This window comes from Vibrio sp. Vb0598 (assembly GCF_033338935.1).
GTDB lineage: Bacteria > Pseudomonadota > Gammaproteobacteria > Enterobacterales > Vibrionaceae > Vibrio > Vibrio alginolyticus.
In genome coordinates, this window is the sequence record NZ_JAWOTP010000001.1 from 477,207 (window position 1) to 501,684 (window position 24,478).

Genomic DNA, 24,478 nt, shown 5'->3' on the forward strand with positions numbered 1-24,478 from the left:
GGGCTGCGATGTTGAATAACATAACGGGTAAAGAAAACCTGCCGAAAAACCTAGATAATCAGTTGGTCTTACTGATTTTCCCTGCGCTGCCAGTTTTAATCTTCTCTTTTCTCTTCTATATCTATACTCCTGCAGGCGTGAGCTGGAATGCGGAATGGATACCAAGCCTCGATATCAACCTTAGCTTTAGACTAGATGGCCTTTCATTTCTTTTTGCGGGACTGATCAGTGGGATTGGTGCACTGATTCAAATCTACGCTTTGGCTTATTTACGAGAAAGTGATAGCCGGTTTTCCTTTCATTTGTATCTAACCCTATTCATGCTTGCCATGCTAGGGATTGTGATGAGCGATAACATTCTGTTGTTATTTGTTTTCTGGGAACTCACCACCATCACTTCTTACTTACTGATCGGGTTTAATCACGAAAATAAAACGTCTCGGAAAAACGCCTTGCAGTCGCTGATTGTTACCGGTGCTGGTGGACTAGCGTTGCTAGCTGGTCTTATCTTGCTGGGAGCAATGGCAGGGAGTTATGAGCTAAATACCATTATCGAGCAGGCAGACACTATTGCGCAGCATGAATGGTTTATCCCATCTCTAGTGCTCATACTACTCGGTGCATTTACTAAATCTGCGCAATTCCCGTTTCATTTTTGGCTACCTAACGCGATGGCAGCTCCCACTCCGGTCAGTGCGTATTTACACTCGGCAACAATGGTAAAGGCAGGCATTTACCTATTAGCACGTTTATCGCCAGTTTATGCCCACAGCGAGATCTGGTTTTATGCTTTAGTCATCACTGGGAGTATCACGGCCATTTGGTGCACATTTGTCGCATTAAAACAAACTGACTTGAAGCTGATGCTAGCCTACAGCACGAATGTTGCTTTGGGTAAATTAACATTATTACTAGGTATGGGCACAGATTTGGCTGTTAGTGCAGTATTGATGTTTATTCTCGCTCACTCTTTCTATAAAGCTGCGCTGTTTATGGTGGTGGGTAATATCGACAAAGCGACAGGAACACGAGATATTGATCAATTGTACGGTCTGAAGTCAGTGCTCGTCATCAGCATGGTTGCGGGGAGTTTGGCCGCATTGTCTAAAGCGGGGTTCCCGCCGTTGTTAGGCTTTTTGAGCAAAGAATACATGTACAAGTCCGCAGTAGAGCTCAATAACTGGATCGCCTTTGTACTTTTAATCGTGAATATACTGATGGTCGCGCTAACCATTATGCTTATTGCGAGACCATTCTTTGCTCGCCGTGATCTCGTGCCGATTGAAACTAAGCCAGTTGAGACAAAAAAAGCCATGTGGATCTCGCCTTTGCTCCTGGCTCTTGGCAGTCTCCTAGTCCCGTTATTCGGTTTAAATTGGTTAGATCGCAATATTATTTTTCCGGGCTCTGCTGACATTCTGCCCACAGTAGCTCTTAAAGCGACATCATTATGGCATGGCGTGAATGTACCGTTAGTGTTAAGCGTTATTACGCTAGCGTTGGGGTATGTGGTGTACCGTGTTTATCCTACTGTGTCTGCATTTTTTCAGCGGTTACATCTATTCGTCCCCAAAGCGGAGAATATTTTTGAACGACTATTAGATGGCATGATGACAGTGGCGAAGTGGCAAACGGCGCGGTTACAGCAAAAGAAATTGAGTCGCTATGTCCTATTATTTTTCACGGTACTTGCCGTTGCGTTACTGAGTCAGGTAGCGCTTATTCCTCTGCCTTTGGTTGGCGAACTTTCAAGTGTCACTTTCTATGAGATTGGTATTGCCTTATTGTTGATTGGTGCTGCGCTCGTATGTACGTTGTCCCACGCAAGACTTCTTGCGATTTCTGCGCTTGGTATGATTGGCTTCATGACCACGCTTGTTTTTATGATTTATAGCGCCCCGGACGTTGCGAAGACTTTACTGTTAGTGGAAACATTAATGGTGGTCTTTCTTGCATTGTTAATGCGTCATATGCCACGTCTAACCACCGTGCCCAAGCATTCAATAAAACGTAAAGTAGCGAATATTTGCATAGCAGGTGTGATAGGTGTTTCGGTTACTTTACTTTTGTTAGGAATCACGTCTCAGCCGATGGACTCTTCGGTGTCAGATTTCTTTGCAGAAAACAGTGTCCCGGGTGGACATGGGCGAAACATTGTTAACGTTATTCTGGTCGACTTTCGCGCATTTGATACATTGGGAGAAGTTGTCGTCGTTGTTATTGCTGGGATTGCGGCAGTGAGTTTGCTTAAGACAAGAGCGAAAAAGCAAAATCGTATCCAATCATTAATTTTTGCAACCACGGCACACATCGTTTCGGCACTCATGCTCGTATTTTCAGTGTATCTGTTGTTACGTGGTCATAACGAACCGGGTGGTGGCTTTATTGGTGCGTTGATTGCCGTTATTGGTTTATCACTTCTCATGTTCGCGGAATCACCGAAATACGTTCGTTCTAGGTTGTATTTCAAACCGTTTCTCATTGCGTTATCTGGCATCGCATTGAGCTTAGTTTCTGGTGCTTTGAGCTTTGCGTTTGATAAACCGTTTTTGACCGGACTGTGGTGGAAAGACGTGATACCACTAGGGACGCCATTGGTTTTTGATGTTGGTGTTTACCTTGCCGTTATAGGTGGCGTGATGGGTATGCTGCTTCGTATTAATGAGGAGCTAGAGTGATGGAAATAGTCTGGAGTGTTGTCGTTGGAGTATTTGTCGCAGCAGGTGTTTATTTAATGCTTGAAAAGCATATCTTGCGCCTTTTGTTCGGCATCATGTTACTCAGTAGTGCGGTTAACCTCGCTATTTTTACCGCTGGAAGGCTGACGCCTGGAGAGCCGCCATTGATTGGCGATAATGCTCTTTTACCACCAGATAGCGCGGCAAATCCTTTACCTCAAGCGCTTATCTTAACTGCGATAGTCATCGGTTTTGGACTACTTATTTTTGCTTTAATGCTGTTCTATCGAGCTTATAAAGACACTGGAACTGCAAACGTCGATGAAATGCAACGTTCTGAGGAGGGTCAATGAGTTCGATTTTGCTTACGTTACCGGTTGTTCTCTCGCTGAGTACGGCGTTGACTATCTTCTTCGTCCGTCGCTCAACAAAAAGTGTTGAGTGGTTGAGCGGTGTAAGTGCGATTTCGAACCTTTTCGTTGCGGGCTTTCTCACAGAAAACATCATAAATAATGGTATTCAAGCCGTTGCTTTTGGTCAGTGGAGTGCGCCATTTGGTATCGTGTTTGTCGCAGATTACCTCAGCGTTGCTATGGTGATGATAACGGCGGTGATTGGTGCGATATGTGTTTTCTACGCGATGGCGGACCTTCACCGAAAGCCCTCCTATAGCAATTACCATGCGTTAATGCACATGTTGCTTGCTGGCGTTTATGGCGCTTTCCTGACTGGAGATATTTTTAATCTGTACGTTTGGTTTGAGGTCATGCTCATTTCATCATTTGGTTTAATGGTGTTAGATGCAACGAAAACTCAAGTTGATGGTGCAGTAAAGTACGTGATGTTGAACCTGATTTCGACGCTGGTATTTTTGCTTGCTATCGGCTTGTTGTATGGCGCAACGGGCACCTTGAACCTGGCCGATCTCTACACCAAAGTAGGGGAAAATGAATTGAGCATCAACATGATGCTGTCCGCGCTGTTTTTGTTTGCCTTCTCTATTAAAGCGGCACTCTTTCCTTTATTTGCTTGGTTGCCCGCTTCTTATCACACGTTGCCAAGCGGTGTGGTGGCACTGTTTGCCGCGTTGCTTACTAAAGTCGGTGTATACGCGTTGATAAGAGTCTTCACCTTAGTATTTCCGCTCGCCGAGAGTGGCTGGCAACCGACGTTAATTTGGGTCGCAGGGCTAACCATGTTAACGGGCGTTTTAGGAGCGGCTAGCCAATTCGACATTAAGAAAATTCTTTCTTTTCATATTATTAGCCAAATAGGCTATATGCTCATGGGGTTGGCTATTTACACTCCCTTAGCTTTAGCCGGTGCCATTTTCTACATTGTTCATCACATCATTGTAAAAGCGAATTTGTTCTTAATAGGTGGATTCATCGAGCGCAAATATGGCTCTAGTCAACTTGAACATTTGGGTGGGGTATACAAAGCTATGCCTTGGTTGGCGTTCTTGTTTCTTGTCCCTGCGTTTTCTCTGGCCGGTTTTCCACCGCTATCGGGTTTCTGGGGAAAGCTATTGGTCATCAAGTCGAGCATACAGGCTGAATATTACTGGTTAGCAGGTACCGCGTTATTGGTGGGGTTGCTTACCGTCTACTCGATGACGAAAATTTGGAGTGAGGCATTTTGGAAAAAGCCATTTAGAGAGAAGCCAGAACAGACTCTGCAGGCCAAAGTACATTGGTTGTACTGCGTTCCAATTATTGTATTGACGACGTTGACGCTAATCATTGGCTTAGTGGCGGAGCCTTTTTATCAATTTTCCGTTCAAGCTGCAGAACAACTGTTAAATCCGACTGAATACATCAGAGTGGTGTTAGGAGGAAATGCATGATCTATCTATTCCTCAATTTTTTCTTAGCGTTAGCGTGGATGATGCTTAACGGCAGCTATTCGAGTCTGAATTTTGTTGTCGGATTTACGGTCGGTTTTTTTGCTTTAAGGTTGAGTCAACCATTTGGATTGAAAACGAGCTATTTTCAACGTTTTGCATCTGCATTGAAGTTATTGATGTACTTCGCTTATGAAATGGTTATATCGGTTGCGAAAGTGGTGTGGGACGTTGTGACACCTACTCATTTGAGTCAGCCTGATATCGTTTATGTCCCTCTGGAGGTCGATTCTGATCTAGAAATCACATTACTGGCGAACATGGTTTCTTTAACACCGGGCACTCTTAGTTTGGATGTTACGGCTGATAAAAAGTATCTTATCGTTCATGCCATGTTTGCACCTGAACATGAAGAGGTTATTCGCGGAATTAAAGATGGGTTAGAGCATCGAATTTTGGAGGTGACGCGTGGATAGTTGGCTGCAAATAACGGTCACTTTTGCCTATTCTGGGCTACTACTCAGCTTTGTTATGGCTTTTGCTCGTTTAATTCTAGGACCAACGCTAGCTGATCGAGTTGTGGCGTTAGATCTGATTTCATTTATCACTATCGGATTTATTACGGTTTACACCTTAGACAGCGGTGAGGACGCTCTGTTAGATATCGCCATTACATTAGGTTTGGTTGCATTTCTCGGCACGATCGCATTTGCACGTTTGATCGTTAAAAGAAAGGAGAAAGAATAATGGACGTGTTGATTGGACTATTTTTATGCTTAGGAACATTGTTGACCTTGGTTGCAAGTCTAGGTGTCCTGAGGCTTCCTGATTTGTATACCCGAATGCATGCAGCGACCAAAGCTGGAACTGTCGGAGTGAGCTGCTTGTTATTAGCGGTCGCTTTCTCACTCCCTGAAGTTACAGTGATCTCTCGGGTTATCGGTACGATGTTGTTTATCGTTCTCACAGCGCCAGTCGCCTCCCACCTGCTCGGCAGAGCAATGCGAGAGGTCGGATATAAGATTTGGCGTAATGATTAACCATTAGCGTCGAATAGTACTACGCCCTAGTTGAAATAAACTCGAAGCTGTATTGATGAAGTCGGAAGTAATTGACGGTATATTCAAATGCACGACCATCTTCTAGGTAACCAGTGGACTCAACTTTTAGAATAGGGGAAGCTTCTGATTCATTCAGGTATGAGGCCGTCTCTGCATCTAACAAATACGGTTTGACAGACTGACTGCTTTTCGCAATTTTCAATCCTTTGCTATTTTCAATGTACTCATATTTAGAACCATTCATTATGGCTATGCTCAAGTCTGGAAATAACATTGCTGGCATATGAGTGACTTCGTAAATTTCAGGCTCATCATTAATACATCTGAGTCTATGTATTTCATATGTATCATCATTGGGCGAGAGATTTAACTGCTTAGCAACCTGCTCATTCGGCTTTTTAAGTTCGAACTTTATGACTTGAGAGCTAGGCGTTTTCCCCTGTTTACTGACTTCCTCGATAAAACCCAGCAAATGTAAGGCATCATGTTGGGCTTTTAGATCGTTTACATAAGTTCCACTACCTCTTGTCCGACTAATTAAATTATTGTCGACCAGAATTTGTAAGCTTTTTCTGATGGTTACGCGGCTTACGGAAAACTCTTCTTGCAAATCACTCTCTTTTGGAAGCATCGATTTAGGTTGTAGTTCCCCATCTTTGATCTTTTTTTCTAATCGTTCCGCAATGTCTATGTATTTAGGTTTCATAATACCTCGCTAAGTCTTGGATCATGATAGCAAGAATGTGATCTGAGATGTAGTTAATACTTTTCCTTAGGATCTTTGTGTGATTTTTATCTCGTATCTTTGTGCTTACACTTTAAATGTATCATAAAAGTATTAATACTTATTTTATACATTTTCAGGGTAAACATTTGAGGTAGCGAAATGAAACGTCAAAAATTAACGATTGTTGGTGCTGGCAGTACATACACTCTTGGTATGATGAACAGCCTGATTGCCGAAAAAGATAACTTTCCACTCGCAAAAGTCGTGTTTTACGACATAGATGAGAAACGCCAAGAGTCGAATGCATTAGCTACTGAAATTCTATTGCGAGAACACTATCCAGAAGTTGAAGAGTTTGTTTATACAACGGATAAATCTGTCGCATTCGCAGATTCGGACTTTTTCTTTATCCAGATCCGCACTGGTGGGTTGGCCATGCGCGAGCGCGATGAACAAATCCCGCTATCCAACTCTTGTGTTGGGCAAGAGACATGTGGCGCGGGAGGAATGGCATATGGACTTCGCTCTATCGGCGATATGATCCAGCTAGTGAACGAGATCCGACAAACGTGTCCAGATGCGTGGATTCTTAATTACACCAACCCAGCGGCAATTGTCGCTGAAGCTTTAAATCGTGAATTTCCGCATGATAAGCGAATTCTAAATATCTGTGATATGCCAGCAGCGATTATGGTCAGCTATGCGCAATTGTTAGGATGTGAAATTTGGGACTTCGTTCCTGAATATTTTGGGCTTAATCACTATGGCTGGTTTACCAAAATTCGTAACAAACAGGGTGAAGACTTAACGGACAAAATTAAAAATATCATCCTAAAAGAAGGGATCAGTGCGGTTGATGCGGAAATAGCGGATGACCCATCGTGGCAAGCCACATTCAAAAACATGAGAACAATGCTTGCTGATAATCCAGAGTTTTTGCCGAATACGTATCTTCAATACTATTTGTACCCTGAAAAAATGGTGGCGAAAGAGGATATCAATAATACTCGCGCAAGGCAGGTAATTAACGGCCGTGAGAAACGAGTGTTCGAATTGAACGCAAGAATAATTGAAGCGGGCACCACGAAGCACGAAACACTGCATGCCGATATCCATGGTCGATACATGGTGAGAGTCGCGGCTTCGCTTGCCTACAACTTGAGCGATGTGTATCTCGTCATCGTACCGAATAATGGTGCTATTACAAATTTACAAAATGACGCCATGGTAGAAGTTCCAGCTGCGCTAACTAGTGATGGACCGAAAGCTTTTACTGTAGGAAAAATCCCAACCTTCCAAAAAGCCATGATTGAGAGCCAACTTGGTTACGAGAAATTAGTCGTGGATGCTTGGTACGAAGGAAGTCAGCAAAAGCTGATTAATGCACTCACACTTAACCGTACCGTGGTTAATGTGCCAAAAGCTAAAGAAATAACAAAACAATTACTAGAAGAAAATAAAGCCTACCTTCCTCAATTTTTTCAATAACAACTGGACGTTCGGGGCCTACTTGTAGGCTCCGTGAATGAAACAAGAGGTTTATATGAAAGACATTATTCAAAGGTTCGGGGCCGCGATGTTTGTTCCCGTTCTATTATTTCCAGCAGCGGGCATGTTATTGGGTTTCTCTGTTGTGCTGTTAAATCAAGAAGTGTTTCCTTGGGCACTAGAGGGGAGTGCTTGGGTTAAAGTCTCGACGATCATTTTACAGGCATCACTCGCTGTATTTAAAAATATGGCACTTATTTTTGCCGTTGGGTTACCTATCGCTTTAGCTAAAAAAGCATCTGGTCGCGCTGTACTTGCAACACTTGTTTCCTACATTACGTATAACTACGTTATTGGTGGAATCCTTCAATTTTGGGGGCCAGAACTGGGCGTTAACTATACGGAAGGTGAGCGAGGTTTGACTGAAGTTGGTGGCATTCTAACGCTTGATACCAACTTGCTAGGTGCGATTTTAATTGCAAGTCTCTCTGTTTGGGTTCACAACCGATTCTTTGATAAAACGCTACCGGATTGGGCGGCTGTATTTGGCGGAACGCCATTGGTTGTGATCATTAGCTTCCCAATTATGGTCGTGATGGCAATTCTAACTTGTTTGACTTGGCCAAGTATTCAGCATGGTATTAATAATCTGCAATCATTTTTGGTTTCTGCTGGATCGTTAGGGGTATGGCTATTTACGTTTTTAGAGCGAATCATGATACCAACGGGGTTGCATCATTTCGTATATGGTCCCGTTTTTTATGGGCCAGTTGCAGTCGATGGCGGAACGGTTGCCTATTGGATTCAAAATATACAGACATTCGCCCAGAGCTCGGAAAGTTTAACGACACAATTTCCTCAGGGTGGTTTGATGTTGACGGGAATGGGTAAAGTGTTTGGTTGTACGGGTATCGCACTAGCACTCTATTCAGTTGCGAAAAAAGAAAATAAAAAGATGGTGATGGGGTTAGTGCTCGGAGCCGCAATCACAGCAATTCTTACAGGGATCACCGAACCAATAGAGTTTACATTCTTATTTATCGCACCTGCGCTGTTTGCTTTGCATGCGTTGTTATCTGCGACAATGGCAACGATCGCCTTTATGTTTGGTGTTTCCGGTAACTTTCAGACTGGCTTGATAGACTTCATTTTCCAAAACTGGTTGCCTTTGGCTGGTAACCATGCGGGAACATACGTGATTCAGATTATTATTGGTCTCATGTTTACTGGTGTTTACTTTGTTACGTTTCGCGCGCTTATTTTAAAATACAACATACTTACTCCGGGACGTGAAGGTGCAGATAGTAAGTTGTATTCAAAAGCTGACTACAAAGAAGCGAAAGAGGTCCATAACAGTAGCGCAAGTCCGTCACAAGCTAGTGCCTTTATTGAAGGTTTGGGTGGAAAAGAAAACATTGAATTGTTAACTAATTGCGCGACGCGTCTGCGTGTTAAAGTTAAAGATGTCTCTCTTGTAAAGGAGAACGCATTTTTCACACAGCACGGAGCGGTGAATATTGTTAGAAATCAAGAGAGCCTTCAAATCATCGTTGGTTTAACGGTGCCACAAGTTCGCGAAGATATGAGCCAACTGATAAAAGCTTAACCCCCAACTAATGCTCCCGCTCATATGGCTCAAAGGTGAGATAGAATTATCTCACCTTTTTTGTGTACATGAAGCATATTTCGCTCAGTTTCCACGAAAGTGGGGAGGAGTTACCGAGCGAGCTAAAATATAGTTAGGTTATACCCGTCTGTATTGTTGGAAGACTTGTTGAGTCTCTAAGTGACTGTGGCGCCTTCTATGTTGAAAAGCGTTTTAATTTCTTCCAGCACTTCTGGGTTAGCAATAGCACCAATGTTTTTTACAACTTGTCCGTTTACCAATTGTTTCACTGCTAGCTCAACCAATTTGCCTGAGCGCGTTTTAGGAATATCACTGATAGCAAAAATTTGTCGTGGGACATGGCGCGGTGAACATTTTGTTTTCAATGTTTGGCGAATTGAATCGGTGAGTTGTTGGGTTAACTCGACGTTGTGAGCGAGTTTTACTAATAACCAGATTTCTTCAGACTGCTGGTTTAACTTGCCGACAGCGATGGAGTCTTCAACCTCGGGTAACGCGTTCACTTGTTGGTAGATTTCAGCGGTACCGATTCGTACGCCGCCTGGATTTAAGGTTGCGTCACTACGGCCATAAAAAATAAAGCCGCCATGTTCGGTTTGCATCACATCGTCGCCATGGTGCCAGATATCGGTAAACTTGCTCCAATAAGCGTTGTGATAACGTTCGCCGTTGTCGTTCCAGAAGCCAATAGGGAAGTTAGGTAGCGAGTTATTACAAGTCAGTTCGCCGCGTTTTTGCGTAATAGTATGTCCACCATCCTCTAGAACACGTGCGTCGATTCCTAGCCCTGCGCCTTGGCATTCACCTTTGTAAACTGGTGAAATAGGGTTTCCAAGTACAAAGCATCCGCAAATATCTGTGCCGCCAGCGATAGAAGCGAGATGCAAGTCCTGCTTGATGTGCTGATAGACATAATTAAATTGTTCTGGGTAAAGCACCGAACCAGTTGAGCACAGAGTTTTGAGTGACTTCAGGTTATGTTCTAGTTTTGGAGAGCAGTTTGCCTGCTCCAGTGCCTCTAAGTATTTCGCTGAAGTACCAAACAGCGACACGTTATGTTCTTCAGCTAATCGCCATAAGACGGAGTGATCAGGGTAAACCGGACTACCGTCGTAAATCACTAAGGCTGCACCACTCGCAAGAGCGGAAACATGCCAGTTCCACATCATCCAACCACATGTTGTGTAGTAGAAAACCTTGTCTTGCGATTTGATGTCGCAATGCAGTTGATGTTCTTTGAGGTGATTGAGCAAGGTACCGCCTGCGGAATGGACAATACACTTAGGTTGACCTGTTGTACCAGAAGAATACAAAATGAATAACGGGTCATTAAACAGCGTTGGTTGATATTGAATTGATTGTGGAGAAAAGTGGTGAGTAATATCGGACCAAGAAACAAACTCAGAAGTGCTAGCACTCTCAGCGTTTTGTAAATATTCGATTTGGCATACGCTAATAGTAGTCTCTTCGGAGGCACTGCTTAACTTACTACTAAGAGTGGTGTTCTTGTCCGTCATATCGAAAGCTTTGCCTCCGAACTGGTAGCCATCACAGCAAAAAAGAACTTTCGGCTTGACCTGACCAAAACGCTCTACGACGCTATCGATACCAAAATCAGGAGAGGTTGAAGTCCAAATGGCACCAAGACTGGTGGTGGCCAGCATGGCAATAACGGTTTCAGGAAGGTAGGGCAAATAACCCGCAACGACATCGCCTTTACCGACACCACAATTGAGTAGCCATTGTTGAATGGCGGAAACTTGTTCAAGCAACTGTTTACCGGTGAGTTGTCGGTGTTCACCGCTTTCATTGCTAAAAACAATAAACTCACGCTCTGGTGATTGTTCAGCCTGAGATAGGAGGTTCTCTGCGTAGTTCAGCGTGGCGTCAGCAAACCATACTGTGTCTCTATTTACATGGTGATGATTAGAACCTGTTTGTGTCCATTTGGGACTGCCAAGGCTCTTGATTTGCGAACCCATATCTCCGATTACGTTGCAAAACTGCCAAGTATGTCGCCAAAATTCATCATTGTGCTCAATGGACCACTGGTGTAGAGACGTGTAATTGTTGATTACGGTACCTTCGGCTTTGTCTTTATTAACCTTTTCGATGAACCGTAATAAGTTGCTATTGCTGACGCGCTCAGCAGATGGTGACCAAATAGGTGCAGATTTTGGCATAGGTCCCTCTAATTTCAATTCTTTTGAATATGACCAAAACAAAATAAAGGGGCGAACATAGCAGTGTTCGCCCCTTATCTGATCGTTTAAAGTTGTTCGGCAAGCTGAGGTAGTACCTCGAATAAATCACCAACCAATCCATAGTCGGCAACTTCAAAGATAGGAGATTCTGGATCTTTGTTGATCGCGACAATCACTTTGGATTCCTTCATTCCTGCAAGATGCTGGATGGCACCGGAAATCCCAACCGCTATATAAAGCTTAGGTGCAACGATTTTACCGGTTTGACCCACTTGTAAGTCGTTGGCAACAAACCCGGCATCAACCGCCGCGCGAGAAGCGCCAATGGCAGCACCTAGTTTATCGGCAACTTGTTCGATCAACGCGAAGTTCTCTTTGCTACCGACCCCGCGTCCACCTGACACAACCACCTCTGCCGCGCTTAATTCAGGACGTTCTGACACGGTTTTATCGACAGAAACCAATTCAATCATTGGAGCTGAGATAGTGACCTGCTGATGCTTAATATCAGCTTGGTTGTGACAAGTAACCGGCTCAAACGCAGACGCGCGCACGGTGATGACGCGAACCTTGTCGCTGGTGGTCACTTTGGCAAATGCGTTTCCTGCGTAAATAGGGCGGATAAAAGTGTTTTCATCGATAACTTGGACAATATCGGAAATTTGCCCAACGCCGAACTTCGCTGCTACTCGCGGTGCAAGATCTTTCCCTTTTGATGATGAGCTAGCCCAGATTGCGTCAAAACCTTCAGCAATACTCACTACAGTAGGTGCGATACTCTCGGCAAATTGATGCTTAAGTTGCTCATCATCGACACAAATTACGTTTGATATACCATCAACGCGACAAGCTTGCTGAGCGACTTCTTCACACTGGTGGCCCACTACGATCAAAACATTGTCTTGGCTGACTTGTTTTGCTGCATTAACCACTTTGAGTGTGTCCGCATGCAATTGGTTATTGTCATGCTCTGCTATGATTAAGTTCTTCATGAAATCACCTTCGCTTCGTTACGCAGCTTATCGAGAAGCTCTGAGACAGATTCAACCTTGATGCCACCTTTTCTTTGCGCTGGCGGTGTGACTTCTTGAATGGTTTGGCTAAATACCACTTCAACACCCAGACTGTCAGGTGTGATGGTATCTAACGGCTTGCGCTTAGCTTTCATGATATTAGGCAAAGAGGCAAAACGCGGTTCATTCAGGCGTAAGTCAGTACTGATCACCGCAGGTAAGTTCATCGCGACCGTCATCAAGCCGCCGTCCACTTCTCTCACGACCTGAACTTTTTGATCTTCAATCTTCACGTCGGAAGCGAAAGTTGCTTGAGGCCAGTCAAGTAGGGCGGCCAGCATCTGAGCCACTTGGTTGTTGTCAGTATCAATGGATTGTTTACCCGTAATCACAAGCTGTGCTTGTTCTTGCTCAACTAGAGCTTTGAGCAGCTTAGCGACGACCAATGGCTCTATTTTGTCTTCAGTATCGACATGAATAGCGCGATCGGCGCCTAATGCAAGCGCGGTACGTAGTTGCTCCTGACACTGGCTACCGCCGGCACTGACAACGATGACTTCATCTGCAATACCTTGCTCCTTTAGTCGTACGGCTTCTTCAACGGCTATTTCGCAAAATGGATTAATCGTCATCTTGACGTTATTGGTTTCAACATCGCTATGGTCCGCTTTCACGCGAACTTTAACGTAGGGATCAATGACCCTTTTGATTGGCACTAGTATTTTCACGTTAGATTCCTTTTACAGTGAAGACTATGTGTTAACAGTGAAGACGATGTGATGACGTCTTTAAAATGATGTTAATTTACCTTTACGTTTGCGTCAACTTTAAATATATTGTTGATTAACAAGTTGGCAACATGCAAAGAAAAAGGAATGCAATCATGGAAAGAGACTGCATGGAATTTGATGTTCTGATTGTAGGCGCAGGTCCCGCAGGCTTGTCTGCGGCATGCCGAATCAAACAATTAGCAGCAGAAAAAGAACAAGACCTCTCTGTTTGCGTGGTAGAAAAAGGCTCTGAAGTTGGAGCGCATATTTTATCGGGCGCGGTATTTGAAACGCGAAGTTTGGATGAGCTTTTTCCCGACTGGGAAGAGAAAGACGCTCCGCTCAATACCAAAGTAAACCAAGATAAAACCTACTATCTAGGCAATGAAATCAATGGTCATGAACTGCCTTCTTGGGCGATGCCTAATACGTTACATAACAAAGGTAATTACATCATAAGTTTGGGCAGTCTATGCCGATGGATGGCGTTGCAGGCTGAGAACTTGGGGGTGGAGGTCTACCCAGGTTTTACCGCCAGTCAAGCGATCATCGATGAAGATAGTCGTGTTTGTGGCGTGATCACGGGCGATATGGGATTAGATAAAAATGGTGAACAAAAAGGAAATTTCGAACCTGGTATTGAACTGCGAGCGAAGTTTACTTTATTTGCTGAAGGCGCACGGGGGCATATTGGTAAGCAGTTGATTAACCGATTTAATCTTGCTGAAGAGAAAACTCCTCAACATTACGCTATCGGTTTTAAAGAGCTGTGGGAAATCCCATCAGAGCAGCATCAGCAAGGTTTAGTAGTGCACGGATTAGGCTGGCCGTTATCAAACGAAGCCACAGGTGGCAGTTATCTCTACCATTTAGAGGGAAACCAAGTTGCCGTCGGGTTGATTGTTGACTTGAATTATAAGAATCCGCACTTGAGTCCATTTGATGAGTTTCAACGTTTTAAACACCACCCGTTGATTGAGCAATACCTCAAAAATGGGAAGCGTATTAGCTATGGCGCGAGAGCGATCACCAAGGGCGGCTTTCATTCGCTTCCCACGCAGCAGTTTGCTGGTGGCTTGTTAATTGGCTGTGATGCAGGAACACTTAACGGCGCTAAAATCAAAGGCACACACACCGCAATGAAATCTGGCATGCTTGCCGCTGAAGCAGTATGTGAAGCCCTTGAGAGTCAGTCAGTTACTGCTGATTATCAAAAGCATTTCAAACAGTCTTGGCTGTATGAAGAGCTTTATCAAGCACGTAACTTCTCAAGTGGTATTCACCGCTTTGGATCGTGGCTGGGCGGTGGTTTAGCGCTGCTGGAACATAACGTATTAAAAGGCAAAGCTAAGTGGCATATCCGCTGTGATAAGCCTGATCATCAGTCTCTGTTATTGGCGGAAAACAGCAATGAAATTGTCTATCCGAAGCCTGATGGCGTGTTAAGTTTCGATCGCCTCTCTTCTGTTTATCTATCCAATATCTTCCATGAGGAAGATCAACCATGCCACTTACGACTGGAGAACCAGCGGATTCCTATTGAGCAGAACCTTGAATTATATGCAGAGCCAGCACAGCGCTATTGTCCGGCTGGCGTGTATGAAATCGTACAGGGGGAGCAGCAGCCAGAGCTTCAAATAAATGCGGCCAACTGTATCCACTGTAAGACCTGCGACATCAAAGATCCAAGTCAAAATATTACCTGGACTCCACCAGAAGGTGGTGGTGGTCCGAACTATCCAAATATGTAAGCGTTTGAGAATAATTTTTATTAACAATTTATTTACTTAAAGTTTGCGTTAGTTCAAATCTTTCTCGATGAACTCGATTGCAACTTAATCTTTCAGGCACTATTCTGATTTTAAATTGACGTTTACGTAAACTGAATACAAAGTTGATGCATAGGTGTAAAAGCGGTTACCAGTATCAAAGTTAGGTTTGATCAAATAGTGCTCAATGGAACGCACTTAAAATAACGAAAGGGAGATCAACTATGGTATCGGAATCGCCTCTGTTGCAGGTAAACGATATTTCATTGGCTTTTGGTGGGGTGAAAGCTTTAACTGACGTGAGCTTCCATGTGAATGAAAAGGAAATTTTTTCAATCATTGGCCCAAACGGTGCAGGTAAAACCTCAATGCTCAATTGCATCTCTGGTCGATACACACCAAACAAAGGCTCTGTAATCTTCGCTGGAGATGATGTAACTAAACGGACACCTAGCCAACGAGCTGAGTTAGGGTTGGGAAGAACCTTCCAAAACTTAGCGCTCTTTTCTCACATGTCGGTACTGGACAACATCATGGTTGGCCGACACCACCTACTAAAAAACAACTTCGTCACGGGGCCACTCTATTGGTTCTCTAATGCGCAGAAAGAAGAGATGGCGCACCGCAAATATGTGGAAGACGTGATCGATTTTCTAGAAATCCAGCACATCCGAAAAGCGACTGCAGGCACGCTATCTTACGGATTACGTAAACGTGTAGAGCTTGCTCGTGCCATTGCCTTAAAACCTAAGTTATTGCTGCTTGATGAACCAATGGCAGGAATGAACTTGGAAGAAAAGGAAGACATGGCACGTTACATCATGGATCTGAATGAAGAATTAGATATCACGATCATCATGATTGAGCACGACATGGGCGTGGTCATGGACATCTCTAATCGCGTTTTGGTTTTGGATTTCGGTAAACACATTGCTACGGGTGAGCCTGAAGAAGTGATGGCCAACCCACATGTGAAACAAGCGTACTTAGGCGAAGAGTTACCGACATTAGAGGAGAGTGCATAATGGCACAGCAACATAATGATTGGGCAGATATAACCCGCTTAGATACCTTTCCAAAAGTGTTGCAACACAATGCCAAGAACTGGCCCGAACAAGTCGCAATGCGTGAAAAGGAGTTTGGTATATGGCGAGAGTTCACTTGGAAGGATTATGAAAACCGCGTCAAGTGGATGGCACTGGCACTACGAGATTTGGGTATTGGTGAGCAAGATGTCGTTGGTTTGCTAGGTGATAACCGCCCTGAATGGGTATGGGGCGAGTTAGCGGCACATGCGATCAAAGGTTTCTCGCTGGGCATCTATCAAGATTCTATGCACGAAGAGGTGGCGTACCTTATCAACTATGCAAAAGCAAAAGTCGTGATTGCCGAAGATGAAGAGCAATGCGACAAGCTGCTTGAGCTTGGTGATGAAATTCCTAGCGTTGAATACATTATTTACTGCGATCCTCGTGGAATGCGTAAATACGATGATCCAAGATTAATTGATGTTGAACAGGTCTACAAAAAAGGTCAGCTGATTGATAAAGCGGACCCAGACAAATATCTCAATATGGTTGTTGAAACCAAAGGCAGCGATCTTTCAATTCTTTGTACTACGTCGGGTACGACTTCTAAACCAAAATTGGCTCAGCTACACAGTGGCACGTTCTTGGATCACTGTGCGGCTTACTTGCGTGCAGACCCTCGTTCCCCAGGCGACAACTATGTTTCTGTTCTGCCTTTGCCTTGGATTATGGAGCAGGTTTACGTGGTTGGTCAGGCGTTGATTTCTCGTCAAATCGTTAACTTTGTGGAAGAACAAGAAACCATGATGTCCGACTTGCGTGAAATCGGTCCAAACTTTGTGCTGTTAGCGCCACGTGTGTGGGAAAACATTGTGGCAGACGTGTCTGCACGAATGATGGATTCGACACCGTTTAAGCAAAAGATGTACAAACTGGGCATGAGCTTAGCCAACAAAGCGCTGGAGCAGGGCAAACGCTCTAAGTTGGCTGAATGGATTCTTCTGCGTGCTCTGCGTGACCGTTTAGGGTTTTCGAACCTGACATCTGCGGCAACCGGCGGTGCGGCGATGGGACCGGATACTTTCCGTTACCTACAAGCTATTGGTGTGCCACTTAAGCAGCTTTATGGTCAGACCGAAATGTGTGGCGCATACACCGTGCACCAAGCGGATGATGTGGATTACGATTCCGTTGGTGTTGCGTTTGATAATGCAGAAGTGAAAGTCATCAACCCGGACAGCAATGGCGTTGGTGAAATCATCGCGAAAAGTACAGGCATGTTTACTGGCTACTTAAACAACCAAGCAGCATATGATGAAGATGTTCAAGATGGTTGGATGCACACAGGCGATGCGGGCTATTTTAAAGATTCCGGTCACTTGGTGGTGATTGATCGTCTGAAAGATATGTCGGAAACCAGCCATGGCGACCGTTATTCGCCACAGTTTATCGAAAACAAACTCAAGTTCTCGCCGTTTATTGCAGAAGCCGTGGTGGTAGGTAAAGGTCGACCTTGGCTGTCTGCCATCATCTGTATTCGCTATGCGATCGTCGCGAAGTGGGCAGAGCAACGCGGCTTGGCATTTACCAACTACACCAACTTATCTGCTCAACCAGAAGTGTACCAAGCGATTCGTGAAGAAGTTCAAAAAGTGAACGAATCCCTACCGGATGCACAGAAGATCAGCAAATTCATTCTACTTTACAAAGAGCTGGATGCCGACGATGGAGAGCTAACTCGCACACGTAAAGTACGCCGTGGTGTGGTTGCAGAGAAATACGGAGACATCATCGAAACCATCTACAGCGACGATCCAAAAGTCGATGTCGATACAGTGATCACTTATCAAGATGGCACCAAAACACGCATTCAAACGTCGCTAGTTATTGAAACGCTTATTGAGCATGAGCCAACACTAGTGGATAGCGAACAACGGAGGATCGCATAGTGAATACGGATTTATTACTGCAACTCGTCATTAATGGCGTGATCGTTGGCATGTTGTATGGCGTTGTCGCCATGTGCTTTGTATTGATTTACAAATCGACCCAGGTGGTCAACTTTGCTCAGGGTGAGTTCCTGTTGATTGGCGCATGGGTATGTTGGGCGGCATTGGTGCACCTACAGTTACCGTTTTTTATTGGCTTTTTACTCACGCTCGCGTTCATGATGATTTTTGGTATCGCCGTGCAAACCATTGTGCTCAGACCGTTGATTGGTGAACCGATTATCTCTGTGATCATGGTGACCATTGGTCTATCGATGTTTTTCCAAGCGCTGATGAAGTGGATATTCGGTGTCTCGGCTGTGTCGTACCCGCAAGTGTTCGAAACCAACGTGGTGAATATCGGAGGTTTGAATGTTGAGTTTGCTTACATTCTGAGCTTGATCTTCTCAATGCTCATCATGGGCGCGTTCTACTGGTTCTTCAAATTCAGCAAAATGGGTCTGGCAATGCGCGCAACGGCATTCAACCAGCAAGTAGCCCAGAGTCTTGGCATTTCCATCAAGAAAGTGTTCGCCATCAGTTGGGCCATTTCGGCAATGGTATCTGCAACAGCAGGGATTGTTATCGGTATCGTTAACGGCGTATCTGACGCGCTATCCATTATTGGTATCAAAGTTTTCCCAGCCGTTATTTTAGGTGGCTTAGATTCGGTGGTCGGCGCAATTGTCGGTGGTATTACCATCGGGGTGCTAGAAAACTTGGCTGAGTTTTTTGATAGCCAATACCTGCAAGTGGGTAACCTGTACAACATCGCACCATTCTATGTGCTGTTAATCATTCTTGCCTTCAAGCCATATGGCCTGTTTGGTACCAAAGATATTGAGCGTATTTAAGGAGAAATAACATGGCTCAACTTAGCATGCGCCCATGTGGGGATTTTCGAACCACATACAAAAGCGATACGCCAATTTTTGAAACCAAAACCATCAGAAGCCTTGCGATTGTAGGTGTCATCGCCATGCTGGCAGCACCGCTGGTCTTGGATATTTACTTCCTAAACCTGTTTATTCAGATTGCATACCTCGGTATCGCGGCATTGGGCTTAAACATTCTGGTTGGTTTTACCGGACAAATTTCGCTAGGTCACGGTGCGTTCTTTGGCTTTGGCGCCTTTGCATCGGCTTGGCTAAATAACCAGTTTAACATTCCAGTCGTGTTTGCGATTCCGCTCGCGGGTTACTTAACCATGATTGTGGGGATGCTGTTTGGTCTGCCAGCGGCTCGAATTAAAGGTTTATACCTAGCTATCGCAACGTTGGCGGCGCAGTTTATTCTAGAGGACTTCTTTGCTCGCGCAGATTGGTTCAGTGGCGGCTCATACGGTGCAAGCGCGAACCCAATTAATTTGTTTGGCTTTGAGTTTACGACTGACGAAAGCTTCTTCTACATCGCTCTGTTTGCGCTGATCTTCATGTATATGTGGGCATCAAACTTAATCCGTTCTCGTGACGGTCGCGCGTTTGTCTCAGTACGAGATCACTATCTGTCAGCAGAGATCATGGGCATCAACCTAACCAAGTATCGTCTGCTCTCATTTGGAGTGTGTGCATTCTATGCGGGCATCGGGGGTGCACTCTACGGACATTATCTAGGGTTTGTATCAGCAGAAGGTTTCACCATCATGATGTCTATCCAGTTCTTGGCAATGATCATCATTGGTGGCTTAGGCTCAGTCAAAGGCACATTGATGGGGACGATATTTATCGTACTTCTGCCTGAAGTTTTAGAGTTTGGTGTAACGGGGCTTTCAGCGTTTGGTGATACCACCGCTTTCACTGATGGTCTGGCTTACTTCAAAGAGATGGCGATTGGTTTAGTCATCATGCTGTTCCTCATTTTCGAACCTCAAGGATTATCGCATCGCTGGCAACAGATTCGAGCATATTGGAAACACTATCCGTTCTCATATTAACGTGGAATTAAGTGGAATATACCTCAATAACAAGGACAACGAGTTATGAACAAAGGACATTTAGCGACAACGTTGGTGCTGTCATCTGCACTGTTTACTACCGCAACTTGGGCAAAAGATTCTGTGTTTGTCGGGCAATTAGTCGACTTTTCTGGACCAACTGCCTATGTAAGCAAGCCTTATGGTTCTGGCGTGCGAGACGCATTGCGTTGGATTAACCAAAACGGTGGCATTAACGGTACCGAGCTCGAATTTGAAACAGTAGACATGGCGTACAAAGTACCAGTGGCGATTTCCAACTATAAACGTTGGGTGGCGCGTAAAGACATGGTTGCGCTGCAAGGTTGGGGTACGGCGGATACCGAAGCACTTATTTCGTTTGTTACCAAAGACAAAGTGCCGGTGTTCTCTGCTTCTTACTCTGGTCACTTAACTGACCCAACTGGCAAAAACCCAAAAACCGCGAAACCAGCGCCTTATAATTTCTTTTATGGTGCGTCGTACTCAGATGCGTGCCGTGCGCTAGTTAAGTGGGCGAAAGAAGATTGGGAATCTAAGGGCAATCAAGGTGCGCCGAAATTTACGCACATTGGCGATAACCATCCATTCCCGAATGCGCCAAAAGAAGCGTGTGCAGAGTACGCCAAAGAGCTTGGTTTTGATGTGCAAAACCCAGTCGTTGTGTCACTAAAACCAGGGGACTTCAAAGCGCAATGTTTGTCGCTGAAAGAGTCAGGCACCAACTACGGTTACATTGCTAATATCGGTAGCTCGGTTATCTCACTAGTGAAGTCTTGTAACACGGTTGGGACAGAGTTCCAGTACATGGCAAACATTTGGGGCGGCGATAAGCCAGTGCTTGAAGCAGCAGGCGATGGCCTTAAAGATTACGTTTTCCCAGGTATGACAGCGTTTTGGGGAGATGATAATGAAGGCATGAAACTGGTCCGTGAGATTTCTAAGCAGTCTGAATCAGAGCCGGGCGAATTCAGAACTCACCATTACATTCGCGGTATTTGTTCTGCGTTCTATATGAAAGAAGCAATGGAGTGGGCGAAAGACAACGGTGGCATCACAGGTGAAAACATCAAGAAGGGCATGTATGTCCATGACAACTGGGTACCACAAGGCTTAGAAGGTGTTTGTGTCCCTGCGAACTGGAAACCGGAAGATCACCGAGGCACAACAACCGTGAACGTCTTTATGGGCAACAACGATGGCGGCGCAGTTGATATTAAGAAAGTATCTCAGGTGACATTGTCACGTCGTGACGATTGGCTAGGTTACTAATCTACGACTTATTAATAACAAAGCTTACTGAAAATAAGGATGGGTGAGAGAACACTCTCACCCTAGCAAGGAGTAGTTTGATGGCTGAATTAGCAACGAATATCGAACCGGCAGAAATACTGCTTTCAGTGAACAACATTGAAGTCGTCTACGACGAAGTAATACTAGTACTTCGCGGTGTGAGTTTAGAAGTTCCAAAAGGGCAGATTGTGACCTTACTGGGCGCCAACGGTGCGGGTAAATCCACAACGTTGAAAGCCATTTCTGGTTTATTGAAAACCGAAGATGGTGAAGTGACGCGCGGCGAAATCAACTTCATGGGCGAGCGTATAGACAACAAAAACCCGGAAGAGATCGTCCGTTCGGGCATCTTCCAAGTTATGGAAGGGCGCCGAATTGTTGAAGATATGACGGTAATAGAAAATCTTCGCTTAGGCGCTTATACACGCACTGACAACGAAGTTGAACAAGACATCGAAATGGTGTTTGACTATTTCCCGCGACTCAAAGAGCGCACTGGCCTGGCGGGCTATTTGTCTGGCGGTGAGCAACAAATGTTAGCGATTGGCCGAGCATTAATGGCTCGACCGAAGATGATTTTGTTGGACGAACCGTCTATGGGGCTTTCTCCACTGCTAGTTAAAGAAGTATTCAGCATTATTAACAAGATCAACAAAGAGCAAGGTATTACCATGCTTTTGGTTGAGCAGAATGCCAACTTCGCTCTTCAAGCGGCCGATTACGGTTACATCATGGAATCAGGCAAAATCGTACTAGATGGCAGCAAGCACGAATTGCTAAACAATGAAGACGTAAAAGAATTCTACCTTGGCGGCGGCGATGAAGATCGCAAGAGCTTTAAGAATCTGAAATCTTACAAACGTCGTAAGCGTTGGTTGTAAGGAGCAAGGATGAACGAACTATTTGATGCGAAAGAATCGTTGTCTCTACAGGCGCGAGAAGAGTCGCTGTTTCAACGTTTGCCAGCACTGATTGAGAATTCGAAAGCCAATAGCGAACATTACGCAGCGCATTTTTCTGAGTTAGATCCTACATTGGCAAACAATCGTGAAGGGCTTGCTCAGCTCCCGATTACACGTAAGTTCAATGTACCTAATCAGCAGCAACTTAAACCGCCGTTTGGTGGCTTAAATAGCGTTGCCATTGGTCAAATGGCGCGCGTATTCCAATCTCCTGGGCCGTTATATGAGGCTCAAACGGATGAGGCCGATTTCTGGCGTATGGGGCGCGCGTTTCACGCTGCTGGGTTCTGTGCGGGTGATTTAGTGCATAACACGCTCTCTTACCATTTCTCTCCTGGCGGATTTATTATGGATGGTGGCGCAAGGGCTTGTGGCTGTGCGGTATTTCCGGCTGGAGTAGGCAATACCGAAGCGCAAATAGAGGCAATTAAACAGCTTCAACCTAATGGTTACACTGGCACACCTTCTTATTTGCTGACGTTGCTACAAAAGTACCAAGAGAAATACAATGAGCTGCCTAGCTTTGAGAAAGCTCTGGTCTCTGGTGAAGCGGTTACAGCAGACATGCAACAGATGTTTGAGGAAAAAGGCATTGCAGTCTTTCAAGCCTACGCAAGTGCAGAGCTTGGTTTGATTGCTTATCAAGTGTCTGGTGAACAAGGATTAGTGATTGCCGAAGATATTATTGTTGAAATCGTTGATCCTGATGGTGTTCCTGTACAACCGGGAGAAGTCGGTGAAGTCGTTGTAACGTCGCTCGATGAGAAGTTCCCGCTGATTCGCTACGCAACGGGAGATTTATCGGCATACCTAGAGACAAGTTCTGATTCTTCACGCACGAATGCACGAATTAAGGGCTGGATGGGACGAGCAGACTCCGCGGTGAAAGTAAAAGGGCTGTTTGTTTATCCGCATCAGATCCAAGAAGTCTGTCGTCGCCACGATATTAAAGGCTCCTTGAAAATTGAGCGCGATGGCTTCAACGATGCCATTACTTTCTGTTGTCATGATGTGCATGTATCAGCAGAGGACATTCAAGCAACACTCCAGTCTGTCACTAAACTGAAAGGCAATGTCCAGTTTGTACCGAACCAAGCGGAGCAGCCGTTAATCAATGATCTTCGCAGTTAACTCATTGGTGGCATAAGTGCAGTAGAAAGTGGTTGTCATAAAAAACTAACAACGTCAGACAAAAGGCTAGAAAAGGGATACCACATTGCGCTGCGTATCCCTTTATTTTTTACTACCGCAATCAGGGAGCGGGTAAATGAAACAGGCACCAATGATTAACACACAATTCTGGGATGATTTGTTTATCCGAGGCACTATGCCTTGGGATGCCCAATCGACACCTCAAGAACTCAAGGACTATCTCGACAATTCACTTCATGTAGGCCAGTCAGTGTTTATTCCTGGGTGTGGTGCCGCTTATGAACTGAGCACTTTTATTCAATATGGGCATGACGTGATCGCGATGGATTACAGCCAAGAAGCGGTAAAAATGGCGCAATCAACGTTAGGTAACTACAAAGATAAAGTCGTATTGGGTGATGTATTTAATGCCGATTTTTCTCACTCGTTTGATGTCATTTACGAGCGGGCCTTTCTCGCAGCACTACCGAGAGATATGTGGTCAGAATACTTTTCGATGGTGGATAAATTATTGCCAAGCGGAGGTTTTCTAATTGGTTTTTTCGTCATTGATGATAATTACCTATCACGCTTTCCTCCATTTTGTTTGCGAAGTGGGGAGTTGGCATCTTTTCTAGAGCCCACGTTTGAACTTGTGAAGTCCTCAGTGGTGGCAAACAGTGTTGAGGTTTTTAAAGGCAGAGAGCAATGGATGGTGTGGCAGAAACGTTAGTCGTCACTGAGACTTCTTTAGAAAGTATTCGCGGAAACTGTCTGGTTCTTTGTGAATCGCTGATACATAAGTCTTCACTCTATGCCTGATGGAATGCTCACATAGTTTGTCGGTTTGTGTGAAACATTAATTTCTCGTTGCTGGTTTAAGTTGTTGAGATATCTCTAACAGCGGTCGAGTGGTTGAGTTTATTGCCGGCACGGGTTGTGTGC

Annotated in this window: 21 protein-coding genes; 17 read left to right on the plus strand and 4 right to left on the minus strand. The window is 44.8% G+C overall.

Annotated features, from left to right (window positions below):
* Positions 1-8 precede the first annotated feature (8 nt).
* From mbhE to mnhG, 6 genes are read left to right on the plus strand one after another with little or no spacing between them, the layout of a single operon-like run.
* Positions 9-2,678 (plus strand): hydrogen gas-evolving membrane-bound hydrogenase subunit E, encoded by a 2,670-nt coding sequence (mbhE, locus tag R7Q38_RS02090; protein ID WP_170896931.1) that lies wholly within the window; start codon positions 9-11, stop codon positions 2,676-2,678.
* Positions 2,678-3,031: a Na+/H+ antiporter subunit C gene (locus R7Q38_RS02095; RefSeq protein ID WP_017633704.1), complete on the plus strand. Its 354-nt coding sequence runs from the start codon at positions 2,678-2,680 to the stop codon at positions 3,029-3,031. Before mbhE ends, R7Q38_RS02095 begins: the two co-directional genes overlap by 1 nt.
* Positions 3,028-4,524: a Na+/H+ antiporter subunit D gene (locus R7Q38_RS02100; RefSeq protein WP_167416119.1), complete on the plus strand. Its 1,497-nt coding sequence runs from the start codon at positions 3,028-3,030 to the stop codon at positions 4,522-4,524. Before R7Q38_RS02095 ends, R7Q38_RS02100 begins: the two co-directional genes overlap by 4 nt.
* Positions 4,521-4,997, plus strand: coding sequence for a Na+/H+ antiporter subunit E (locus R7Q38_RS02105; RefSeq protein WP_104976188.1), 477 nt, complete (start codon positions 4,521-4,523; stop codon positions 4,995-4,997). The genes R7Q38_RS02100 and R7Q38_RS02105 overlap by 4 nt, the downstream gene beginning before the upstream one ends.
* Positions 4,990-5,268: a cation:proton antiporter gene (locus R7Q38_RS02110; RefSeq protein ID WP_005373317.1), complete on the plus strand. Its 279-nt coding sequence runs from the start codon at positions 4,990-4,992 to the stop codon at positions 5,266-5,268. The genes R7Q38_RS02105 and R7Q38_RS02110 overlap by 8 nt, the downstream gene beginning before the upstream one ends.
* Positions 5,268-5,561, plus strand: a complete 294-nt coding sequence (gene mnhG / locus R7Q38_RS02115; protein WP_005373314.1) for a monovalent cation/H(+) antiporter subunit G — start codon at positions 5,268-5,270, stop codon at positions 5,559-5,561. The genes R7Q38_RS02110 and mnhG overlap by 1 nt, the downstream gene beginning before the upstream one ends.
* 19 nt (positions 5,562-5,580) lie before the next feature.
* Here the strand turns inward: mnhG and R7Q38_RS02120 are convergent, their stop codons facing one another.
* Entirely contained in the window at positions 5,581-6,288 is a 708-nt protein-coding gene (locus R7Q38_RS02120; RefSeq protein ID WP_054730587.1) for a GntR family transcriptional regulator, read from the minus strand.
* A gap of 180 nt (positions 6,289-6,468) precedes the next feature.
* Between R7Q38_RS02120 and R7Q38_RS02125 the strand changes: the two genes are divergently transcribed.
* Both R7Q38_RS02125 and R7Q38_RS02130 read left to right on the plus strand, forming a co-directional pair.
* Entirely contained in the window at positions 6,469-7,797 is a 1,329-nt protein-coding gene (locus R7Q38_RS02125) for a 6-phospho-alpha-glucosidase (RefSeq protein ID WP_005373308.1), read from the plus strand.
* A 55-nt stretch (positions 7,798-7,852) separates the two neighbouring features.
* A complete protein-coding gene (locus R7Q38_RS02130) occupies positions 7,853-9,403 on the plus strand; it encodes an alpha-glucoside-specific PTS transporter subunit IIBC (protein ID WP_238844330.1) in 1,551 nt (516 codons plus the stop codon).
* Positions 9,404-9,579: 176 nt separating this feature from the next.
* Here the strand turns inward: R7Q38_RS02130 and R7Q38_RS02135 are convergent, their stop codons facing one another.
* From R7Q38_RS02135 to R7Q38_RS02145, 3 genes are all read right to left on the minus strand, one after another.
* Positions 9,580-11,607, minus strand: coding sequence for an acetoacetate--CoA ligase (locus R7Q38_RS02135; protein ID WP_137282727.1), 2,028 nt, complete (start codon positions 11,605-11,607; stop codon positions 9,580-9,582).
* 86 nt (positions 11,608-11,693) lie between these two features.
* Complete coding sequence (locus R7Q38_RS02140) at positions 11,694-12,620, minus strand: electron transfer flavoprotein subunit alpha/FixB family protein (protein ID WP_137282726.1); 927 nt, start codon at positions 12,618-12,620, stop codon at positions 11,694-11,696.
* Positions 12,617-13,369 (minus strand): electron transfer flavoprotein subunit beta/FixA family protein, encoded by a 753-nt coding sequence (locus R7Q38_RS02145; protein ID WP_005386149.1) that lies wholly within the window; start codon positions 13,367-13,369, stop codon positions 12,617-12,619. The genes R7Q38_RS02140 and R7Q38_RS02145 overlap by 4 nt, the downstream gene beginning before the upstream one ends.
* Positions 13,370-13,524: 155 nt before the next feature.
* On the opposite strand from R7Q38_RS02145, the gene R7Q38_RS02150 reads away from it, so the two are divergent.
* The 9 genes from R7Q38_RS02150 to R7Q38_RS02190 all read left to right on the plus strand — a co-directional run bounded on the left by R7Q38_RS02150 (position 13,525) and on the right by R7Q38_RS02190 (position 24,266).
* The gene (locus R7Q38_RS02150; RefSeq protein ID WP_239938565.1) at positions 13,525-15,162 is read left to right on the plus strand and encodes an electron transfer flavoprotein-ubiquinone oxidoreductase; all 1,638 of its coding nucleotides are present in this window, start codon (positions 13,525-13,527) and stop codon (positions 15,160-15,162) included.
* A 242-nt stretch (positions 15,163-15,404) separates the two neighbouring features.
* Positions 15,405-16,205, plus strand: coding sequence for an ABC transporter ATP-binding protein (locus R7Q38_RS02155; RefSeq protein WP_005373297.1), 801 nt, complete (start codon positions 15,405-15,407; stop codon positions 16,203-16,205).
* Positions 16,205-18,157: a long-chain fatty acid--CoA ligase gene (locus R7Q38_RS02160; RefSeq protein WP_005373296.1), complete on the plus strand. Its 1,953-nt coding sequence runs from the start codon at positions 16,205-16,207 to the stop codon at positions 18,155-18,157. Before R7Q38_RS02155 ends, R7Q38_RS02160 begins: the two co-directional genes overlap by 1 nt.
* Positions 18,157-19,050 carry a branched-chain amino acid ABC transporter permease gene (locus R7Q38_RS02165; protein ID WP_005373295.1) on the plus strand — a complete coding sequence of 298 codons (894 nt, stop codon included), beginning with the start codon at positions 18,157-18,159 and terminating at the stop codon, positions 19,048-19,050. Before R7Q38_RS02160 ends, R7Q38_RS02165 begins: the two co-directional genes overlap by 1 nt.
* An 11-nt stretch (positions 19,051-19,061) precedes the next feature.
* Complete coding sequence (locus tag R7Q38_RS02170; protein WP_239938566.1) at positions 19,062-20,129, plus strand: branched-chain amino acid ABC transporter permease; 1,068 nt, start codon at positions 19,062-19,064, stop codon at positions 20,127-20,129.
* 45 nt (positions 20,130-20,174) lie between these two features.
* Complete coding sequence (locus R7Q38_RS02175; protein ID WP_005373285.1) at positions 20,175-21,419, plus strand: ABC transporter substrate-binding protein; 1,245 nt, start codon at positions 20,175-20,177, stop codon at positions 21,417-21,419.
* 80 nt (positions 21,420-21,499) lie between these two features.
* Positions 21,500-22,321, plus strand: coding sequence for an ABC transporter ATP-binding protein (locus R7Q38_RS02180; protein WP_054574668.1), 822 nt, complete (start codon positions 21,500-21,502; stop codon positions 22,319-22,321).
* A 9-nt stretch (positions 22,322-22,330) separates the two neighbouring features.
* Complete coding sequence (locus R7Q38_RS02185) at positions 22,331-23,533, plus strand: phenylacetate--CoA ligase family protein (RefSeq protein ID WP_170890151.1); 1,203 nt, start codon at positions 22,331-22,333, stop codon at positions 23,531-23,533.
* A gap of 136 nt (positions 23,534-23,669) precedes the next feature.
* Positions 23,670-24,266, plus strand: a complete 597-nt coding sequence (locus tag R7Q38_RS02190; protein WP_005382731.1) for a methyltransferase domain-containing protein — start codon at positions 23,670-23,672, stop codon at positions 24,264-24,266.
* Positions 24,267-24,478 lie beyond the last annotated feature (212 nt).

What these genes read in the sequence shown, in the direction of transcription:
- mbhE (WP_170896931.1), top strand. Translation starts at nt 9, where the DNA reads ATGTTGAATAACATAACGGGTAAAGAAAACCTGCCGAAAAACCTAGAT.
- R7Q38_RS02095 (WP_017633704.1), top strand. Translation starts at nt 2,678, where the DNA reads ATGGAAATAGTCTGGAGTGTTGTCGTTGGAGTATTTGTCGCAGCAGGT.
- R7Q38_RS02100 (WP_167416119.1), top strand. Translation starts at nt 3,028, where the DNA reads ATGAGTTCGATTTTGCTTACGTTACCGGTTGTTCTCTCGCTGAGTACG.
- R7Q38_RS02105 (WP_104976188.1), top strand. Translation starts at nt 4,521, where the DNA reads ATGATCTATCTATTCCTCAATTTTTTCTTAGCGTTAGCGTGGATGATG.
- mnhG (WP_005373314.1), top strand. Translation starts at nt 5,268, where the DNA reads ATGGACGTGTTGATTGGACTATTTTTATGCTTAGGAACATTGTTGACC.
- R7Q38_RS02120 (WP_054730587.1), bottom strand. Translation starts at nt 6,288, where the DNA reads ATGAAACCTAAATACATAGACATTGCGGAACGATTAGAAAAAAAGATC.
- R7Q38_RS02125 (WP_005373308.1), top strand. Translation starts at nt 6,469, where the DNA reads ATGAAACGTCAAAAATTAACGATTGTTGGTGCTGGCAGTACATACACT.
- R7Q38_RS02130 (WP_238844330.1), top strand. Translation starts at nt 7,853, where the DNA reads ATGAAAGACATTATTCAAAGGTTCGGGGCCGCGATGTTTGTTCCCGTT.
- R7Q38_RS02135 (WP_137282727.1), bottom strand. Translation starts at nt 11,607, where the DNA reads ATGCCAAAATCTGCACCTATTTGGTCACCATCTGCTGAGCGCGTCAGC.
- R7Q38_RS02140 (WP_137282726.1), bottom strand. Translation starts at nt 12,620, where the DNA reads ATGAAGAACTTAATCATAGCAGAGCATGACAATAACCAATTGCATGCG.
- R7Q38_RS02150 (WP_239938565.1), top strand. Translation starts at nt 13,525, where the DNA reads ATGGAAAGAGACTGCATGGAATTTGATGTTCTGATTGTAGGCGCAGGT.
- R7Q38_RS02155 (WP_005373297.1), top strand. Translation starts at nt 15,405, where the DNA reads ATGGTATCGGAATCGCCTCTGTTGCAGGTAAACGATATTTCATTGGCT.
- R7Q38_RS02160 (WP_005373296.1), top strand. Translation starts at nt 16,205, where the DNA reads ATGGCACAGCAACATAATGATTGGGCAGATATAACCCGCTTAGATACC.
- R7Q38_RS02170 (WP_239938566.1), top strand. Translation starts at nt 19,062, where the DNA reads ATGGCTCAACTTAGCATGCGCCCATGTGGGGATTTTCGAACCACATAC.
- R7Q38_RS02175 (WP_005373285.1), top strand. Translation starts at nt 20,175, where the DNA reads ATGAACAAAGGACATTTAGCGACAACGTTGGTGCTGTCATCTGCACTG.
- R7Q38_RS02180 (WP_054574668.1), top strand. Translation starts at nt 21,500, where the DNA reads ATGGCTGAATTAGCAACGAATATCGAACCGGCAGAAATACTGCTTTCA.
- R7Q38_RS02185 (WP_170890151.1), top strand. Translation starts at nt 22,331, where the DNA reads ATGAACGAACTATTTGATGCGAAAGAATCGTTGTCTCTACAGGCGCGA.
- R7Q38_RS02190 (WP_005382731.1), top strand. Translation starts at nt 23,670, where the DNA reads ATGAAACAGGCACCAATGATTAACACACAATTCTGGGATGATTTGTTT.